Below are 20,423 nucleotides of genomic sequence, written 5' to 3'. Positions count from 1 at the left end.
TATGGAAAACTTTAATCATGAAGATGAAGTATTAGACAAGCAATATGACTCCCTTTTAATGAAAAGACTTCTAAAGTTTGCATTACCATATAAATGGCTTATTGCTATAGTAGTAGTTATTATGTTTGTAGTAGTATGCTTAGATCTTTCGGTACCATTTATCATTAAAAATGTTATAGACGATAATATTAGTCCCTTAAGCGGAAAATATTCTATTGTTGAAAAATCAGAAGAAGGGGCTATAAGTATAGGGAATAAGTATATTGTAAGAGGAGATAGAGAAGGCTCTATAAAAGCTTCAATGATATATGATCAGAATAACAGTCCTCATATTATAGAGGGAATTGCATCTGAAAATAAAGCATATACCATTGAGGGAGATAGGTTTATTCAGGGAAGTAATAACTACAAGATTTATGATATAACACTTGATAGTATAGAGACTTTAAGGAGTATGGATTTAAAAGCCATAAAATTAAGCGCTTTACTTGTATTAGGAATTTGTATAGGCATATTTATACTTAATTACATTCAAATATATATACTTCAATATACAGGTCAGAAAATTGTTTATAACATAAGAGCTGCAGTTTTCAAACACGTAGAATCATTATCACTATCTTTTTTTGATAAGAATTCAGTGGGAAGATTGGTTACAAGGATAACAAATGATGTAGAAACTTTAAATGAGATGTATACATCAGTATTAATATATCTTATAAAGGATGTATTTTTAGTTAGTGGCATAGTAATAGCTATGTTTATTTTAGATGTAAAATTAGGAGTAGTGTCCGTTATAACACTACCACTTGTAGTTGGATTAACTTTTATATTTAGGAAATATGATAGAGAAGCTTATAGGAAGGTTAGATCTAGATTATCTAAGATTAATTCATCACTATCTGAAAATATTAGTGGAATGAGGACAGTTCAAATTTATGGAGTGGAGGATAAAAAATATAGAGAATTTGATGAGATTAATACATCCTATTCAAAGGCTGCAATGGAGCAAATAAGAGTTTTTGCAGTGTTTAGACCTATGATGGATATGGTATATCAATTAGCTCTTTGTATACTTGTGTGGGTTGGAGGAACAGCAGTTTTAAATTTAACTCTTGAATTTGGAGTATTGTATGCGTTTATAACCTATATACAAAAGCTATTTCAACCAATTTTTGATTTGTCAGAAAAGTTTGACATACTTCAATCTTCAATGGCATCTTCTGAACGTATATTTATGTTGTTAGATAATGATAGTACTATTAAAAATCCAGCGATTCCTGAAACTATAGGAAGGGCTAAGGGTGAAATTGAATTTAAAAATGTTTGGTTTGCCTATAATGATGAAGACTGGGTTCTTAGAGATGTGAATTTCACAATTCAAAAAGGTGAAACAGTTGCTTTTGTTGGTGCAACAGGTGCTGGGAAAACATCAATAATTAGTCTTATAACTAGACTTTATGATATTCAAAAAGGTGAAATATTAATAGATGGGGTAGATATTAGAAAAATGTCAACTGAGGAATTAAGAAAAAATGTTTCATCAGTACTTCAGGATGTATTCTTATTTACTGGAGATATAAAAGGAAATGTGAGATTAAATAATGAAAATATAACTGATGAAGAAATTATAAAGGCCTGTGAGTATGTAAATGCTAATGTGTTTATTGAAAAATTACCAAGGAAGTATGATTCAAAAGTTAATGAAAGAGGTACAACATTCTCTCAAGGAGAAAGACAATTAGTTGCATTTGCAAGAGCTTTAGCATTTAATCCTCCGATTTTAGTTTTAGATGAGGCTACGGCAAATATTGACACAGAAACTGAGAGTTTAATTCAGGATGCTTTAGATAAACTAGCAAAAGGAAGAACTACAATAGTGGTTGCTCATAGGTTATCTACCATAAAAAATGCAGATAAAATTATTGTAATGCATAAGGGAAAGGTTAGAGAGGTAGGAAATCATTCAGAGCTATTAGAGAAGAAGGGGCTTTATAGTAATCTATATAAGCTTCAGTATGCTGGTCAATAGAATTAACTAAGGTGAAACTTATTTTCATATTTTTAGAGAGGAATAAGTTAGATAATCTGAATTACACATTTAGATTATCCAATTTAAAAATGCTAGCCACTTATGGGCTAGCATTTTTAAGTTATACGTGATAAAAATTTAAATTTATGGTTATACATTAAGATAGCTTATTCCATCAAGGGGTATTAGCATTTGTGGTGATGGGAAATTACCTACAAGACCAATTAAATATAGGGTGTAGTATTTATCGGATCTTAAGTTTATATTAGGTACATATAGAATTGTAATATCGGTATCAACAAGCTTTAGTTCAATTGTATAAATACCAATGGGGAGTTCTATATAATTTCTAATATCCCTAAACCTTACATTTTTATACAGAACAGTGCCATTAGAAAGTACAATATCTACAGGAGGAATATTTGATATAAACTGTGCAATTCTAATTTTAGCTTTACCGGTAGTTGGAGAAGAAAGAGGAGTTTCATCTACAGGATATAGAGCTAGGTTTAGTTTCTCAGTAAAAGCAATTACTGTGGTTATGCTTTTTGGTGCTACAAAAATATCTGCGTCTGCTAATAGTATAGCTGTATTACTTGCATTATAAACTTTTATGTTGTATGTTCCTGAAGGAAGGTTTATATAATCAGTAAACTCCCTATATTTTAGACTAGCTATTGTTAACTTATCATTTACATAAATATCTACGTCAGGTCCTCTCGCTGCAATATGAACAACTCTAACATAAGCTGACATATTATCATTTGACTTAACTATATCTTCCTTTCGCATTAACATATTATTTCCGAAATCAAAATCTTGCATTTTATACCTCATTTTCAAGTATTTCTAAAATTAGTATATGAAGATTAGAAACTTATTGCTACAAAAAAACAATGAAAAGTAGAAAGTGAAAACTGTCTACTTTTCATTAAAACATATCTTTCTTACCAAGATAAAAAATTACTACAATAGTTATAAGGGCAACAATTACACACATACTGAAAAAACCATTAGGTGAATTGACAAAAGGAATTCCACCTACATTCATGCCTAAAAGACCAGATATTAAGGTAGGAATAGATAAAACTATAGTTACAGAAGTAAGATACTTCATAACTTGATTTTGATTATTAGAAATTATAGATGCAAAAACATTCATTGTACCTGTTAATACATCACTATAAATGCTACACATTTCTATAGCCTGCATATTTTCAATCATAACATCATCTAAGATATCACGGTCATCGTCATATTTGGTTAATATTTCTTGCTTTAAAAGCTTTTCTAAGGTTAAATCATTAGATTTAAGCGATGTTGAGAAATAGACTAAAGATTTTTGAAGAGCAAAGAGTTGAATAAGTTCTCTGTTCCTTAGAGATTTATAAAGCGTTTTTTCAATGAGTAAACTCTTTTTATTTATTTGTCTTAAATAGAGTAAATAATAATTAGATGCTCTGTATAACATCTGAAGCATAAATCTAACTTTTTTAAATGTATAAAATGAAGGAATTTTTTCTAGTGCAAAGTCAGACAATACAGGGCTGTTTTTTAGGCAAACTGTAACAATTATATTTTCAGTATATATAATTGCTAGAGGGTAGGTATCATAGGTTAATGAGTTATCATCCATTTCCGTGAAAGGAATATCTATGATTACCAAGGTTGAATTATTTTCAAACTCTATTCTTGAGCCTTCTTCTTCGTCCAGTGCAGCTCTAATAAAGTCTTGAGAAATAGAAAGCTTTTGAGAAATTAAAAGCACTTCTTCATCTGATGGATCAATCATACTGACCCAGGATCCATGTTCAATAGAGTCTATGTTAGAAAGAATGCCTGATGCATCACTTTTTAATATTGTAATCAATGTTATCACCTCGCAAAATAAAGTCCATAAATATATTTTAACATTATATTTTTAATTGACAACTATATGTTTAAAAGTAATAATTATAATAGTACAGATAATTTACTTTATAATCATAATTTAGTAAAATTAGAATTATAATACTAATATGAATTATTAGGTTATATTTAATTAAGTTACTGTATGAGGATAGGAGGTTTCTATGGCAGTAGAAGAATTGCTCTTAATAGCCCTAGCTGTATCATTAGATGCATTTGGTGTTGCAATAGCTATAGGATTGAATAATAAAGCAAACGTAAAGAAAAAAATATTGTTTGCAATTTCCTTTGGGTTTTTCCAATTTTTGTTTTCTTTTATAGGTGGAGTTGGTGGTAAAATATTCACAGAGAATGTTGCTTCAATTCCAACAGTAATAGGAGGTATAGTAATTGCGTTAGTTGGCATATTCATGATTAAAGAGGGGCTGAGTAACGAGGAAAACAGCATGGTTTTTAATGTTAAGATGTATTTTGTGTTAGGGATATCAGTAAGTATAGATGCAATGGTAGTTGGATTTATTGCTTTCTCAGGAATAGGGAGTATTGTAACATTAACTATCTTTACTGTTATTGTTGGTATCATAACCTTGATTATGAGCATACTAGCATTTATAATATCAAAATATTTAGGAAAAATCCATGCAGTAGGAAAATATGCAGATTATATTGGAGGTATAATTTTAATATTGTTTGGATTGAAGATGATTTTCTTCTAAGGAAAGGATGAGTAAAATGATAGAAACATTAAAAAATTTAAAAAGCTTTGAGGTAATTAAATTTTTCAAAGAGATGAATGAAATACCAAGGGGCTCTGGAAATGAAAAAGCTATAAGTGATTGGCTAGTTAAGTTTGCAAAGGATCGTAACCTAGAAGTAATACAAGATGAGGTTTTAAATGTTATAATCAAAAAGCCTGCTACAAAAGGGTATGAGAATGCTCCGATTGTAATTTTACAAGGTCATATGGATATGGTTTGCGAAAAGAACCAAGGAACTGAACATGATTTTGAAAAAGATCCAATTGCATTTATTGTTGATGGCGATTTTATAAAGGCTGATGGAACAACTTTAGGAGCAGATAATGGTATTGCAGTGGCTTATGCACTTGCAATTCTTGATAGAAATGATATATCACATCCGGCTTTAGAAGTACTAGTAACTACTGAAGAAGAAACAGGAATGGGTGGAGCAACAAATTTAAGACCAGAAGACTTAAGTGGTAGAATATTAGTAAATATAGATTCAGAAGAAGAAGGTGTACTTCTTGTTAGTTGTGCTGGTGGAGTAAGAGCAAAATTCTCTGTTCCAGTAACATATGAAAATATAGAAGGTAATTATAGCTCTTTAGCAGTTAGAATAAGAGGTTTAAAGGGCGGGCACTCTGGTATGGAAATTAAAAAGGAAAGAGGAAACGCAAATAAATTAATGGGAAGATTTTTAATGGATCTTAACTCTGTAGTAGATTTTAAATTAACATCTATAAATGGAGGAGCTAAGATGAATGCGATTCCTAGAGAGGCAGATGCGATTATTTTAGTGAGACCAGAGGACGTTTCTACGGTTAAGGATAAATTAAAAGAATGGACTTCTATATTTACAAATGAATTACAAGGTATAGATGATGATCTTAAGCTTACTTGTGAGTCAGTAGAAACTGTAGGTAAGGTATTTTCAGATGATACTAGACGAAATGTTTTAAGAACTTTATTTATGTTACCAAATGGAGTTCAAACAATGAGTATGGCAATAGACGGGCTAGTACAAAGTTCTACAAATGTAGGAGTCGTTACTACTACTGATGAAATCGTTGAGTTTGATAATGCTGTAAGAAGTTCAGTTGCATCTCTTAAGAAATCAATAACTGATCAAATGATAGTACTTGCAGAGATATTAAACTGTGTTATTGAATTTGAATCTGATTATCCAGAATGGCAATATAATCCAAATTCGAAAATAAGAACCGTGTTTGCAGAGGTTTATGAAAAGACTTTTGGTAAAAAAGCTGAGATATCTGCAATTCATGCAGGACTTGAATGTGGTTTAATTGGAGATAAATTTGGTGGAAACTTAGATCAAATTTCTTTTGGGCCTAATATATTTGATGTTCATACACCAGATGAGCATATAAGTATTTCTTCGGTAGATAGAATGTATGACTATTTAATTGAAGTTTTAGCACACGTAAAATAAATTGAAATAAAAAGTTATCCCCCTAAGATAAATATTACATTTAAGCTTAGGGGGATAACTATATATTATTGTATATTTAGAATTAGTGAGGTATACTATAGGAAATGTGATAATTGAAAACCGTTTTTATTTATATAAATATATAGTTAGAAAATATTATAGATATTTGTATGAATCTATTCACTAGGGGAATAGATTTCTGATAATTTCCATTTTGTGGATTTATATTTTTCTAAATAAATATTATATTTTACTGTTTTATAGGGACTTCTATCTTCTATACCAGTAACTTCTACTATACATAAGTTACCATCAGAAAATTTTATTTCATAATTTTCTAAGGAATATAGTCTATGTTTGTTAAAGAGTCCTGTAGTTGTATATTTATTTATTGCATAGTCTAGATTCTCATATTTTTTACTAGAGAATTTATACCACAATAAATAAATTAATAATATGAATATTAAAACAAAGAATAAAAAAGTTTTTAATTTAGTATGATTTTTAATTGGTTTCATTGCCAACACTCCTCGCTAGGAGAATATATAAACATATTATAACATAAAAAAGATTATATGTAAATAAATTACAAAAGCTTATGAAAGGATGATTTTTATGGATTTTTCTGCAGTAGTATTAATGGAAAGAGAGAAGGATACAAACTACCTTGTAAAGGAACTTGGAAGTTATCAAGTTAGTGAGGGTGCGGAATATATAACTAAGTTATTTTATGATGGAGAAAATGTGAAATTGTATTTTGATACAAATAAAGAAGTTGAAGAATGGGAGTTTACAGCTATCTATGACCTGTTTAATGAAGATGCATTTAAGGGTATAGTAACGTCTATAGAACCTTACGATGAAGAGTTTAATCCTACATGGATTTTAACATTTAACTATGACGAGGATCATAATAAATTAAAGGATAAACTGAACCATATATGTTCCTTACTAGATGAAAACATGAAAAAAGTATTTAATGATATTGAAGGTAAAATTGGTGATTATGAGTAGAACCATATTTTTTAGGGGGAATCATGAGGTTAGAATACATTAGCAGGATTAAAGATGAGGATGTACTTGGAAAGCATGTATATGGAGAAGATGGACGAATATTGCTAAAGGCTGGAGTAAAACTTAATAAAAACTATATGAAACGACTTAACGAATTAGGCGTTTATTATGTATATCTTGAAGATGACCGTTTAGATGATATAGAAATTGAAGATGAAAAGTTAACAGTACTTAAACAAGAAACTATGAAAAGCTTGAAAAATATATCAAGGGGTATTGGTGGGATTTCAGGACGAATAGAAGATGAATATTTAAATAATATTGATGAGTTAGTAGAACATTTAATGGATATTGGTGATGTAAATACGTGTCTATGCGATGTGAAGACTCATGATAATTATACATTTCTACATAGTATTAACACAGGTATAATGTCTGTATTTTTCGGAATTAATCTAGGTATGAAAACATGGGCTATACGTGAACTTGGAATAGCGGGAATGCTTCATGATGTAGGAAAGCTAAAAGTACCTGCTGCAATAATAAATAAGGATGGTAAGCTCACTGACGATGAATTTTCGATAATGAAGTATCATCCGGTTTATGGAAGTGAAATTTTGAAAAATAATTTTAAAATTCCTGCTACTTCAATTGAGGCTGTGGAGCAACATCACGAGAAAATCAATGGAAAAGGATATCCGTATGGATTAGAAGGACATCAAATTTCGAAATTTGGAAAAATTGTAGGTATATGTGATGTTTATGATGCGGTAACTAGTGATAGAAGTTATAGAAGGAAGTTTGAACCAAATCAGGCCTATGAACTTATATTATCTGGATCTGGAACTCAATTTGATGAGAAACTTGTACATATATTTAAAGAAACATTTTCCGTGTACACATTAGGAAGTTGTGTTAAGTTATCTAATGGTGTTGAAGGTTATGTAATAAAACAAAATAAGGGCTTTCCAGATAGACCTATAATTAGAGTTCTATATGACCATGTAACAAGAGAGCCTGTGAGTTTTTATGAGATAAATTTGTTAGAAAAAATTAATCTAACAGTTAAGTGTGTAATTTGAAATTAAAATGATATAACTAAGGGATGTACTGTTTTTAATTATAATGTATAATTAAGGTATGTCCTTTTTGCTGAAAAAGTATATGCAGCATAAGATTTTTATAATATAAACGTAAATAGGATTAGGAGGGAATGAAATGAAAATATCTAATATAAAGGTAACAATAACTGAAAAAGATTTATACAGTATCATCACTGATGTTTTGAAAGATTACGTAGAAATTGAAGGACTGATTATTGATAAAATATTAATTGATAAAGACATTGTGATAACAGGTAGTTATAAGTATAAGTTAGTTATTCCGTTTTCAATGAACATATCAATAAAAAATGTAGAGAATAATATATTATACTTGTATATAGATAAAATAAATGTGAAAAATCTTAAAATTTTTAAAGGCATTATAAACATTGCTTTAAAGGCTATAAGTTCAAAGGTTGAGAATTTTGGAATTGAATTTAAAGAAGATATAATTAAAGTTAAATTTGATAAAATTTGTGAGATAATACCTATGATAGATTTTAAAATGAAAGATTTATCTCTAATTCCATATGGACTTGAGGCTGAGGTAAGTGATTTTAATTTTCAAAACGAAAAAGATAATAAAATAGATTCAAACAGCAATATAGGGAAAACTTCAATAGAAGGTGTGAAGGAAGATACTATTAATTGTAGAATGAACATAGAAAGCTCTAAAAATGAAATAGAAGAAAGTAAGGGGTATACCTATAGAAAATTTAGAAAAGAACTTAAAGAAAGATTTTCTATTAAGTATAAGAAGATGTATCCTTACGTGGTTTTACTACCGGATATAATTGCTTTATTTATGAGACTATATAAAGATAAAAGAGTTGCAAAGGAAACTAAGTTTAATATATCCATAGCATTAACATATTTATTATTTCCTTTGGATATAATTCCAGATACAATACCGCTTTTAGGTAAGATAGATGACTTGGCAGTTACATTCTTTATACTTCAAAATGTACTTTGTGATATACCAGAAGAGGTCGTATTAGATAACTGGGAAGGACAAGCAAATATCATAGAAGTTTCGAGGGAAGCTATGAGCCTATTAAACGATAAATTTGGCTCAAAAGAAATTAAAAAGATGGTGGATATAGCAAGAATATCTATGCGAAAAACTATTGGATTTTTTACTAAGTAAAATTTCTTAAGGAATGAATATATGTAGTAGAGAGGGATAGGGATTTATAATGGCAATTAAATATTATGCAATAAAAAAGGGAATAGATTTGAAAACTAATAAAGATGTGAGTAATATAATTGTCAACAGCTGGAATGAGTGCCTTAATTATGTTAAAGGTGTAAAGGGTGCAGTATATAAGAGCTTTGTCACCAAGGAAGAAGCTAATGAATATTTAAATAGTTGTAATGCCTTAAAAAAAGGAATAGATGAGTATCCGTTAATGGTGCCACATATATATGTAGATGGAAGTTATAATGCAACTACAAGTAATTTTGGTTATGGTTTAGTAGTTATTGATAGTGATGTTATTATTCATGCAAGCTACGGTGGTGGGTGTAACAAAGAGTGTAATCAGAGACAGGTAAATGGAGAATTAAGGGCAGCTATTGAGGGGATAGAATATGCAGTAGCAAATAAGTGTGAAGAAGTTGTTGTATTTTATGATTATGAAGGGGTATGCCAACATGCAACAGGATCTTGGGAAAGAAATACAACTTTATCTAAGGAATACTATGAAACTATAAACAATTTAAAAACAAAAGGAAACTTGAAAGTTATTTTTGTTAAGGTGGATAGCCATACTAATGATTTATATAATGATATTGCAGATGAATTAGCCAAAACTGGTGCAGGAGTTAATATTGATAATGTAGTTGATAAAGCTATAAATGATATTAGTATTCAAGTTGAATCGTATAAGGTAAAAGAAGTACTTTCTCAAATAATTGATAAAAATTTGGAAAAAGTTAAATGTGTAAATGATTTTTTTAATAACATTAATGAAGAGAAAGTTGTTAATTCAGGTAATATTATAGATATAATATCTTGCATATTATCTTTAGCGGATAAAGACGTGATTGGATACTTAGAATCATTAGAAGATTCTATAAAAAATGAAGTGATAATTGGGTTAGTAAACAAATTAAGATAATTATTTTAAAATAGTAATTTTAGGGATATAAATTGCAATTATGCACATCCTATAGATATAGTTTAAGAAGGGATGTGTAGTTTATGAAAACTTTATTTAAGTTTGTTGCATTAGTATCAGCATTATTACTAGCTATTAATTTTAATGTACCCAAAATTGATGCAAGAACGAAAAAAAGAATAAAAAAGGGAGCTAGACGATTTCAACATAGAGCTGGAAATATGTTAAGTAGAACAATAACTTCTTTGAAATAGCTAGAGCATACGCTCTAGCTATTTTTTTATGCTGGTATAAATCAACTATAATTTAAGAAAAATTCGAACCCTTTTGCTTTTGTGTATTTTATTTGTTTATGATACAATAGGGAGGTATAAAATTATAGGAAATATTTATGAAGCATTTGCTAAGGGAAGAGGATGAATTTATGGAAATCTTATCTTTAGGAGAGAAAATTAAACAGAGAAGAAAGGAACTTGATTTGACTCTGAAAAATTTAGCTGGGGATAGAATTACTGCGGGTCAAATAAGTTTAATTGAATCAGGTAAATCTAATCCTAGTATGGACTTGTTAGAATATTTATCAAACTCACTAAAAGTTTCAGTAGAACATCTTATGGAAACTGAAGAGACTCAAGCAAATAAGATTTGCATTTATTATGAAAATATTGCAGAAACAAATATATTAAACAAGCATTTAGATGAAGCTGACGAGGTATTAACACTTTCTTTAGAATATATAGAAAAGTATAATCTTGAAGTAAGAAGGGCAACTAACTTATATTTAAAAGCTTTAATTTATGCACAAAAAAAAGAATACGAAGAATCACAGGAGTTGCTACTTTCAGCAAATAATATATATATAAAATATAACTACTATGATGAGGTTATTAAAATTTTTATACTATTAGGTAAAATTACACTTGAACTAAATGCATATCATTCAGCATACAGCTATTTTCAACAAGCTGAAAAGGTATTTCAAGAAAGTGATGTTTATAATGAACTTTTAATAGGAAAAGTGTATTATTATATTAGTCTTACACTTCACAAAATGGGGATTGATAAGAAAGCAATTGAATATATGGATTATGCTGATCAAAAAATTCAAAAATTAAAGAATCCAGTAAGTTATGGAGAATCTTTTTTGGCGATAGGAAAAGATAGATTTGAAGAAGGTGACTTGGACCAAGCTATTACTTACACTGAAAAAAGTTTAAGTCTTTTTAAACATAGAGATGAAAAAATCAAGATGTCAGAATTGATGACTGGAATGGGTAAATTATATTCAGATTATGGATGCATTGAAAAATCATTTGAGCAACTTTCAGATGCTAAATATATTAAAGAGTATATTTCAGAGGAATCCATAGCCAATACTTTAATTTTAATTTGTAATAACTACATAAAGTTAAAAGATGAGATAAATGCAAAAAAAGTTTTAGAACAGGTTTCAATTAATCTTCAAGATATGAATGGGACAGACTGTACATTGTTATGCAAATATCATATTCTTAAATATAAAATAGAACTTTTAGAGAAGAGATATGAGGATGCTGAAAAAACACTAATCGATACATTAAGTTATACAGAAAAAATGAATTATAAAAGAGAAAGTGCTGAACTAGCTATTACTTTAGGAAAATTCTACATGGATTTAGGTAAAGAAGAAGAGTCTAAAAAATACTTAGATGAAGGTGTTAGAATTCTTGAACAAACCAATGAATTAATGGATTTTTAGAGGTGGGGGATAACTATGGAAATATTATCAGCTGGAGAAAAAATAAAGAGATCTAGGGTATACCAAGGGTTAACTTTAAAAGATATATGTGAAGATAAAATTTCTGTTTCTAAAATGAGTTGTATAGAAAACAATAAGGTTGATCCAGAAGATTGGATTTTAAAAGTTATTGTGGACAAACTTAATTTGGATATGGATTATCTCAAACATGGAGTACGGGAGCAGATAGAGGAAAATATAGAGAAGTTTAATTCTATGAATCAGCTAATTTCCTTAGAAGAGGTTTTGCATAATGTTGAATATGCAGAAAAATGTAACTACTATGATTTGAGCTGTAAATTATTTCAAATACTCTTTGAGTATTATTTAAACCATGGTATGAAATCAGAATTAAGTACAATGATACCTAGATATTACAATTCGTGTCAAAAATCAAAGGATGAAATCCTACATATTAATTACTATATGTATATAGCTAAGTATTTATATACTAATAGGGAATTTGCTCAAGCGGGAAGCTATATATCTACAGTAAGAAAAAAACTTATTGAACTAAATAAAAAGGAGTCTCTAGAATACATAAAAGCTACATATAATCAAGCAGTAATTTATATAATGTGCAATAATATTGATAAGGCTGAAGAAATAACTGTAGATTTGCATGAGATACTTGTTTTTAATGATAGAGAATATGTAAATGCTGAAATATATAAAGTATTAGCTATAATTGATATATATTTAAATGGTGATAAAGCAAAATACTATGAAGAAGAATCACTTAAAAGATATGGAGAATTGCTTGATAAAAAGGCAGAAGCATACTATGATTTAGCAAAAGCCATGTTTGATAATGATAATAATAAGGTTGAGGCATTAGAATATGTTAAAAAGTCCTTAGACCAGTTTCCGAGAGATAATAAGGAGAAATTGTGTGAGTTTTTAATAAATGTATCTAGAAGTCTAATAAAATGTGAATATTTGGATTTGGCACTTGAGTATATAGAAGAAGTGTTGAATTTATCTATAGAACTAGATCTCATACCTATAATGGAGAAAGCTTATTATTACAAAGCTATTATATTTGAAAAGAAAAAGAATTACACAATGGCTGAAACTTGTATGGTGCTTTCCTTAGATGCTTTAATTAAGTATGGGACAAAAGTGGAAATATACAAAAGATATATGAAAATTGGTAATATGTATTATGTCATGGGTAATGTAAAAGAGTCAATTCGTTATTTTGACTTAGCATTTAAAGAAGATAAAAGTTTTTAAGTAACAATGCAAGAGTAAAAACAAGAGCATCTATTAATAAGTAGATGCTCTTGTTTTTTTATAAGAAATTTTGTTATTTCTTTATAAATCTATTAACAATATGTTCCTTTGCTTTAATTTCAAAGGTATCATTGAGAGGAGATAGGCTGACATTATCATACTTGTTATTAAGAGCTAGAGATAATAATCTATCCGAAAGCTCAGGATTCTTAGCAAGTAAGCTACCATGAAAATAAGTACAGAAAGTATTTTTATAAATGCAACCTTCTTTTTTATCTTCTCCATTATTTCCAAATCCAGATTTTACTATTCCTAGTGGAGTTAAATCTCCAATATAAGTTTTACCTGAATGATTTTCAAAGCCCACATATGTTTCGTTGAAAGTTTCGTTGTATATGATTGAATTTCCTATTAATCTTTCTGTGGAAGCTTCAGTATAAATATCCAAGATGCCAAGTCCTTCAAGAACTTCTCCTGTTGAGGTAGCGTAGGTTTTACCAAGAAGTTGATATCCACCACAAATACATAAAAATACTTTGCCACTTTCTATATAGTTTGTAATAGATAGCTTTTTATTTTCTACTAAGTCTTTTGATACGATGGATTGCTCATAATCTTGACCTCCACCAAAGAATACTATATCAAAGTCATCACTATTAAACTCATCATCCATAGATACATTTTTTACAGATACATTTATTCCTCTTTTTTCAGCTCTGTGCTTAAGAATTAAAATGTTACCAATATCACCATAAACATTTAATAAATCGGGATATAAATGACATATATTAATTTCCATAAAATCACCTCAACCTTACCAAATTTTATTTATATAGCCCTTGCCATGTAGCAGCTTTCTAAGATGTAACATAGCTGTATATGTTACGAGTACATAGGTAGTATCTTCCTCGGTATTTAATATGCTGTTAAGTAATTCCTCGTCAGATTCACATAGTTTAAAGTTATCTTCATTGAGATTTGCTGTTTTAAGTCTTATTGCCATATCATAAAGTCTTATACCTGAAATGATAATATCCTTTATTTCAAGCTCAGTTAATTTTTCAAAATCAACATCCCAAATCCAGGATACATCAGTACCGTCAGCATAGTTGTCATTTAACATTAAAGCTAAATTTATAGGGTTGTTATTAAGTAGTATAGTATTGAGTGCTTGGTTATAACCCGCTGGATTTTTAACTAGAATTATTTTGAGTTCTTTCCCATTTATATTTATACTTTCTTGTCTTCCGAAACTACTCTTTTGGTTGCAGAGAGAAGTTTTAATAGACTCTGAATTAATTCCAAGTTCTTTTGTTACGGATAGGGCACATAGTCCATTGTAAATATTATATTCTCCAGATTGATTAATGGAATATTGTTCATTATTTATAATTACTTCAGAACCAGAAGAATTGAGGTCTATAATTTCATCCACCTTATATTTAAGATTAGGTCTTTCATATCCGCAATTAGCGCAGAAGTACTTACCCAGATGGTTATAGGTTATAAATTCATAGCTATAAGGAGTTTTACAAAATTTACAAAACTTGCTATCTGCGTTAACACTTAGGGTTGTACTTTCATTGATTGGAGTGTTAAATCCGTAATATAAAGTAGGGTTTAACACGTCTATCTTACCAAGTAAAGATTCGTCACCATTCAGTACAAGAAGAGTATTGGGAGTTTTGTGTATTCCTTCTAAAATTTTTCGATAGGTTGTATGTACTTCACCATATCTATCAAGTTGATCTCTAAATAAATTGGTAACGGTAATTATTTCTGGCTTTAGATTTTCAGTTATAAGTTTAAGGTAAGCTTCATCAACTTCAATTACAGCATAGGTATCTTGATTTTTATTTATAAATCTATAGTTAGAAATAAAAGAAGCTACTATTCCTGTATTCATATTGGCTCCGGTACCGTTGGTTACAACTTTTTTACCATCCTTAAGAAGTATATTGTAAATCATACTAGTTGTAGTGGTTTTTCCGTTAGTGCCAGTTACTAGTATTACTTTATATCCTTTTGTAACTGTGGATAATATATTTTTATCTAAGGCCAGAGCGATTTTGCCAGGAAAATTTGATCCACCCTTAAATAAGGTATTACTAAGCTTTAGAATAACCTTTGAAGTTATTATAGCTATAAGTGAATTAATTTTAATTTTTCACACATCCTTTATATGTTTTTTTAGTTATTTTAATATTGTCATTAGTAAAGGTCAATAATTTTAAGAAGAAAATATATAAATTAACAACTTATATATCAATTCAATATTATATCATATAAAACTATTAATAACATCATGCCAAGTTACAAATAGGTATAAGGTGAAAAAATTAATTATATTAAAATTTACTTCGAAATGAGTATTTATAAATTCAATATGATGTACTAATAACGGGAAAGAATAATAAAAAACACAATAATGAATTTTAAAATTCAATTTTTGAAATATTATAGGTGAAATTTAAAAATAAATAAAGTTTTTCTTGCATTTATTTAAAAAAGTAGTATTATATAATTATAGAATGAAATATGTGTTACATTAATTATTGAAGTTGATGTGGGGGTAGAAAAATGAATTTAGATTTAGGATATTTAAAAATTAATACTTGTAAAAATATTTATAGAAACTTAAGTTATGCAGCTTTGGTTTCTCATGCTGTTAAAAATAATGAAGGAACTCTTGCTGAGAACGGAGCGCTTGTAGTTAATACTGGTAAATATACGGGTAGATCGCCAAAGGATAGATTTATAGTAAAACAAGAAAGTGTTAATAATTTGATTAATTGGGGTGATGTAAACTTATCAATAGATGAAAATGTATTTGATAACTTATATTCACAGGTTACAAAATATCTTTCTGATAAAGATATGTATGTATTTGATGGTTATGTAGGGGCTATGAAGGAATATAGCATGAATATAAGAGTTATAAATGAATATGCATCAGAAGCATTAATGTCAAATCAATTATTCAGAAGAATAGAAAAAGATCAATTAGAAAATTTTAAAGAAGAATTTAATGTAGTAGTGGCTCCAGGATTTAAGGCTAGAGGAGCAGAGGATGGAGTAAATTCTGAGGCGTTTATTATAATAAATTTTGAAAAGAAGATTGTATTAATAGGTGGTACTCAGTACTCTGGAGAAATTAAGAAATCTATATTTTCAATAATGAACTTTATACTGCCTACAAGAGGTGTATTTCCAATGCATTGTTCAGCTAATATAGGGGATAATGGTGAAACAGCAGTGTTTTTTGGACTTTCAGGTACAGGAAAAACTACTTTATCCGCAGATCCAGAAAGAAAGTTAATTGGAGATGATGAGCACGGTTGGTGCAATGAAGGTATTTTTAACTTTGAAGGTGGTTGCTATGCAAAAACAATTAAGTTGGACAAGGATAAGGAAAGAGAAATTTACAATGCATTAAAATTTGGTTCACTACTTGAAAATGTTGTATTAGATGAAAATAATAGACCTATGTTTGATGATGACTCTTTAACTGAAAATACAAGAGGGGCATATCCTATAGAGTATATTGAAAATGTAGAACTTAGTGGAGTTGGACAAAATCCTAACACTATAATATTTTTAACTGCAGATGCATTTGGGGTTATACCTCCTATATCTAAGTTATCGAAAGAAGCTGCAATGTATCACTTTATGTCGGGATATACTAGTAAGCTTGCTGGTACTGAAAGAGGAATAACTAAACCTAAGGCTACTTTCTCAGCTTGTTTTGGGGAGCCTTTCATGCTTATGAAGCCGGAAGTATATGCAAAGCTTCTTGGAGAAAAGATAACTGCAAATAATACAGAGGTCTATCTTGTTAATACTGGATGGTCTGGTGGTGAGTACGGTGTAGGAAAAAGGATGAATCTTGGATATACTAGAGCTATGGTAAAAGCAGCTATAGAAGGAAAACTAAAAGATGTTGAATTTGAAAAAGACAAGAACTTCAATGTGCTTATTCCTAAGAATATACCTAATGTGCCTTCGGAGATACTAAATCCAAGAAACACATGGGAAAATAAAGAGGAGTATGACATAAAAGTTGCTGAGCTTATTAAGCAATTTCATAATAACTTCAACAAATTTAATCAAGTAAGTGACGAGATTATAGAGGCTGCTGTTGGATATACAGGTTAAAATGAAAAAGTTCTAATATGCGAGTTGTAATAAATAAATTATTTAAAAGTTAAATACTGCATTTGTATTTTAAGTGCAAACTTAGTTGCAACGTATATAATACTAATAGAAGGAACTCTAATATGAATTAGAGTTCCTTTTTTACGTAAGAATCATATAAATAGCAAGGAGACGGAAAAGTATAACATGTTACTTGAGTGTTAGAGGTTATAAAAATCTTTCATTTTGCTTTGAAAAACATTATAATAAGAGGGAATGTTTCTTATTATTTGCGAAAGGGGAGAGTTTTAGTGAAGATAGCAAAGGGCAAAAACTTGGGAGTGGGTATACTGGTAATAGTGTTGAGTGTATTTGGGTTTATATACTTTGGACAGAAGGGTGATAGTGATAACTATAGCACTGAAATTGAAAAATGGGATAACCTATATCGGGGGAACAATATAAAAATTTATTACATAGAAGAAAATAAATCTGAAATATCTAACTTAAGAATTAAGTATGAAGTTGATAAGTTGCTTAATGAAGGTGATGATGAAGTTCTAAAAGCTCTAGATGTAAACCGGTGGTTAAAATCAAGATGTAAGGTTAGTTTATCTACAATGGAGACTAATAAAAATGCAGAGGAACTTTTAATTACTTTAAGTGAAGAAACTATCATTTCACAAAAAGATTATAATGGTATAATGGAAGAATTATTAGCTTCAGTGGGAGTAAAGTCAAGGATTGGAGAATATAGGCTTGAAGAAAGTTATTCTATAATTGAGGTTTGGAATTCTACCCTAAATAAGTGGGTAATGATAGATGGTTTGGAAGGTGGGTATTTAAAAGCTAACAATGAACCGTTAAGTGCAGTTGAGGTTCTGAACTCTGGTTTAGAAAACTTAGTATTTAATAGCGAGGATAAGGAAATACCTTTAGAGAAATCATACGTGAAAACACTGAAAAAAAGTTTAGGGGCGTATACAATTAAAATAGATAATAGCAAGTATGAGCAATCTGTAATTAATTCCTATATAACATATGTTAAGAGTGTAGATGATGTACGCATAGAAACCCTTAAAGGATATATACAGCCTACAATATTTGTTGATAATGAAATACTATTTAATGTAAGTCCGTTTATCAAGGATGAAGAGTATAAGGGGGATGAAATTCCAACTATTATATTTGCAAAACGAAGTGTTAAAGAGGATGGGGAAAACTATATAAAGTTTACGGTAGGAGCCTTTATGAATAGTGTTATGATTGAAGATTTTTACATCAGTGTAAATGATGGTGAGTATATTAAAGTGGATACATATTATAGTCTTTCGATAGAAGAGGGAAGTAATACTATAAAAATTTCTTTAGATGGTATTAATCCATTGCGTACAGTAATGATAAATAAAAAATAGAAAGAGGTATGTCCGTGGTGTACAAGTATTAGATATAGTTTTACTTGTGTTAGGTATATTTGTAGTAATATCAGTATAAGAAGTGGGTTATATTGTATTGAACTATAAATACAAAAATTTATATAGTAGTATACTTTATAAAATGAATTACAATTCAGATTAGTCAGAAATTGATAAAAATAATTAATAGAGTAGTATATTTTAGTGAAACTAGTTAAAAAGAATGCATATTTAGCTTAATAAGGTGTTATATAAAGTGATATATCGTACAAAGGTGTATCACTTTATTGATTTCATTAATATTCAGAAATTTGACATAATATATAAAGAAATTTATAATATACCTAGTTACATATTTATTATCATGGGTAGTATGGAGGGTGTGTATGAAAGAAATTAAGCGTTATTTAGAAAAAAGAGAAGGCGAGTATAGTTTTTATTTTTCTGACTTAAAGAGTGGATATACTTATGGGTTTAATGAAAATCATAAAATGGTAGCGGCGGGTTGCATTAAGCTTCCTATAGCTATGGCTGTAATGAAAGAAATAGAGCGTAACAACATATCCTTGGAACAGGTAGTTAGCATAACGGATGATGATAAAGTTTCTGGATCGTTTGGTATTATACATGAATTTGGGGAAAGACAGTATAGTATTAGAGAGTTGATAGTGGCTATGCTTATTCAAAGTGATAATACAGCAGCATGTAAAATTATAAATATTATTGGGATGAGTAAAATTAACGAAATAATAAAGGGCATGGGATTGATGTCTACGATTATAAATAAGTATCCATCCAATGAAAGAGTTGATGATTGTAAAGAAAATATAACTACAAGTTATGATTTATGTAAATGTTTAACCTTAATTAATGATGGAGTAACTTTAACTAAGGAGCATAGTGAATTTATCACAGAAGTTATAGGGCGAAACCAACTAACTACAGGGTTACCTTTTTATTGGTCAAAGGATGCACAACTTCAAGCAGCTAATAAAACTGGAAGTTTAGATTATATAGAAAATGATACACTTATTTTCAATACAGGAAAAGGTGATTTTGTATTTACAGTTATGTCTAAAAATTTACCATCTAATGTTTATGGAATTTGTACATTAGCTAGAGTTGGGAAAATGACTTTTGATATGATAGATAAGGATTGGAACTAAATAATTAATTATTAATATAAACAGAGGGTATAGGGGTATAATCTATACCCTTTGTGCTTTTGTAGGATAAAGATAATGTGAATTTGTGGTTATATAGTAACAATACTACCTGGTGTATCAATAAGTGCATAGTGTAGAAAAAAGGAGAATTATGCAGAATTATATATATAGTTTGTACATATAGAGATATAGTGAAAATAAGAAGATATGTATCGTGATAAGATAAGTCTTGTCGCTGAGAGATGCGGCAAAGAAACAACAGGAATTAAGAGAAAATTTCTTAAGAAATTAAGAAAAAAGTTTTTAAAGAAAGTTGTTGACAGATAAG

18 protein-coding genes are annotated in these 20,423 nt (G+C 29.1%); 13 read left to right on the top strand and 5 right to left on the bottom strand.

What is annotated here, in order from left to right; translation table 11 throughout:
* The coding region (locus RSD37_RS15490; RefSeq protein WP_346947637.1) for an ABC transporter ATP-binding protein at positions 1-2,032 on the top strand (2,032 nt) is incomplete at its 5' end.
* Positions 2,033-2,182: 150 nt separating this feature from the next.
* On the opposite strand, the gene RSD37_RS15485 is transcribed toward RSD37_RS15490, so the two are convergent.
* Positions 2,183-2,857: a DUF4397 domain-containing protein gene (locus RSD37_RS15485; RefSeq protein ID WP_346947636.1), complete on the bottom strand. Its 675-nt coding sequence runs from the start codon at positions 2,855-2,857 to the stop codon at positions 2,183-2,185.
* Positions 2,858-2,963: 106 nt separating this feature from the next.
* Entirely contained in the window at positions 2,964-3,902 is a 939-nt protein-coding gene (locus RSD37_RS15480; RefSeq protein ID WP_346947635.1) for a magnesium transporter CorA family protein, read from the bottom strand.
* 202 nt (positions 3,903-4,104) lie between these two features.
* On the opposite strand from RSD37_RS15480, the gene RSD37_RS15475 reads away from it, so the two are divergent.
* Positions 4,105-4,656 (top strand): manganese efflux pump, encoded by a 552-nt coding sequence (locus tag RSD37_RS15475; RefSeq protein WP_346947634.1) that lies wholly within the window; start codon positions 4,105-4,107, stop codon positions 4,654-4,656.
* A 19-nt stretch (positions 4,657-4,675) separates the two neighbouring features.
* Complete coding sequence (locus tag RSD37_RS15470) at positions 4,676-6,130, top strand: aminoacyl-histidine dipeptidase (protein ID WP_346947639.1); 1,455 nt, start codon at positions 4,676-4,678, stop codon at positions 6,128-6,130.
* A 176-nt stretch (positions 6,131-6,306) separates the two neighbouring features.
* Here RSD37_RS15470 and RSD37_RS15465 read toward each other — a convergent pair whose 3' ends face one another.
* Positions 6,307-6,648, bottom strand: a complete 342-nt coding sequence (locus tag RSD37_RS15465) for a hypothetical protein (RefSeq protein WP_346947633.1) — start codon at positions 6,646-6,648, stop codon at positions 6,307-6,309.
* 97 nt (positions 6,649-6,745) lie between these two features.
* Between RSD37_RS15465 and RSD37_RS15460 the strand changes: the two genes are divergently transcribed.
* From RSD37_RS15460 to RSD37_RS15430, 7 genes are all read left to right on the top strand, one after another.
* The gene (locus tag RSD37_RS15460; protein WP_346947632.1) at positions 6,746-7,144 is read left to right on the top strand and encodes a DUF6762 family protein; all 399 of its coding nucleotides are present in this window, start codon (positions 6,746-6,748) and stop codon (positions 7,142-7,144) included.
* Positions 7,145-7,167: 23 nt separating this feature from the next.
* Entirely contained in the window at positions 7,168-8,226 is a 1,059-nt protein-coding gene (locus RSD37_RS15455; protein WP_346947631.1) for an HD-GYP domain-containing protein, read from the top strand.
* Between the two features lie 136 nt (positions 8,227-8,362).
* Positions 8,363-9,394 (top strand): DUF1232 domain-containing protein, encoded by a 1,032-nt coding sequence (locus RSD37_RS15450; RefSeq protein WP_346947630.1) that lies wholly within the window; start codon positions 8,363-8,365, stop codon positions 9,392-9,394.
* A 49-nt stretch (positions 9,395-9,443) separates the two neighbouring features.
* Entirely contained in the window at positions 9,444-10,367 is a 924-nt protein-coding gene (locus RSD37_RS15445) for a ribonuclease H family protein (RefSeq protein WP_346947629.1), read from the top strand.
* Between the two features lie 83 nt (positions 10,368-10,450).
* Positions 10,451-10,621 carry a hypothetical protein gene (locus RSD37_RS15440; RefSeq protein ID WP_346947628.1) on the top strand — a complete coding sequence of 57 codons (171 nt, stop codon included), beginning with the start codon at positions 10,451-10,453 and terminating at the stop codon, positions 10,619-10,621.
* 170 nt (positions 10,622-10,791) lie between these two features.
* Positions 10,792-12,105 carry a helix-turn-helix domain-containing protein gene (locus RSD37_RS15435; protein WP_346947627.1) on the top strand — a complete coding sequence of 438 codons (1,314 nt, stop codon included), beginning with the start codon at positions 10,792-10,794 and terminating at the stop codon, positions 12,103-12,105.
* Positions 12,106-12,120: 15 nt separating this feature from the next.
* On the top strand, positions 12,121-13,380 hold the full coding sequence (locus RSD37_RS15430) for a helix-turn-helix transcriptional regulator (protein ID WP_346947626.1): 1,260 nt from the start codon (positions 12,121-12,123) through the stop codon (positions 13,378-13,380).
* A 73-nt stretch (positions 13,381-13,453) separates the two neighbouring features.
* On the opposite strand, the gene RSD37_RS15425 is transcribed toward RSD37_RS15430, so the two are convergent.
* Both RSD37_RS15425 and RSD37_RS15420 read right to left on the bottom strand, forming a co-directional pair.
* Positions 13,454-14,179, bottom strand: a complete 726-nt coding sequence (locus RSD37_RS15425; RefSeq protein ID WP_346947625.1) for a glutamine amidotransferase — start codon at positions 14,177-14,179, stop codon at positions 13,454-13,456.
* A 15-nt stretch (positions 14,180-14,194) separates the two neighbouring features.
* Positions 14,195-15,544: a Mur ligase family protein gene (locus tag RSD37_RS15420; RefSeq protein WP_346947638.1), complete on the bottom strand. Its 1,350-nt coding sequence runs from the start codon at positions 15,542-15,544 to the stop codon at positions 14,195-14,197.
* Positions 15,545-15,960: 416 nt separating this feature from the next.
* On the opposite strand from RSD37_RS15420, the gene pckA reads away from it, so the two are divergent.
* The 3 genes from pckA (at position 15,961) to RSD37_RS15405 (ending at position 20,095) form a co-directional block, all read left to right on the top strand.
* Positions 15,961-17,535: a phosphoenolpyruvate carboxykinase (ATP) gene (pckA, locus tag RSD37_RS15415; RefSeq protein WP_346947624.1), complete on the top strand. Its 1,575-nt coding sequence runs from the start codon at positions 15,961-15,963 to the stop codon at positions 17,533-17,535.
* Positions 17,536-17,825: 290 nt separating this feature from the next.
* Positions 17,826-18,929, top strand: a complete 1,104-nt coding sequence (locus tag RSD37_RS15410) for a hypothetical protein (protein ID WP_346947623.1) — start codon at positions 17,826-17,828, stop codon at positions 18,927-18,929.
* 386 nt (positions 18,930-19,315) lie between these two features.
* Positions 19,316-20,095, top strand: a complete 780-nt coding sequence (locus tag RSD37_RS15405; protein WP_346947622.1) for a serine hydrolase — start codon at positions 19,316-19,318, stop codon at positions 20,093-20,095.
* Positions 20,096-20,423 lie beyond the last annotated feature (328 nt).

The sequence above is a fragment of the Clostridium sp. genome (assembly GCF_036646415.1).
GTDB lineage: Bacteria > Bacillota > Clostridia > Clostridiales > Clostridiaceae > Clostridium_J.
This window is presented reverse-complemented; position numbering and strand designations above follow the sequence as displayed.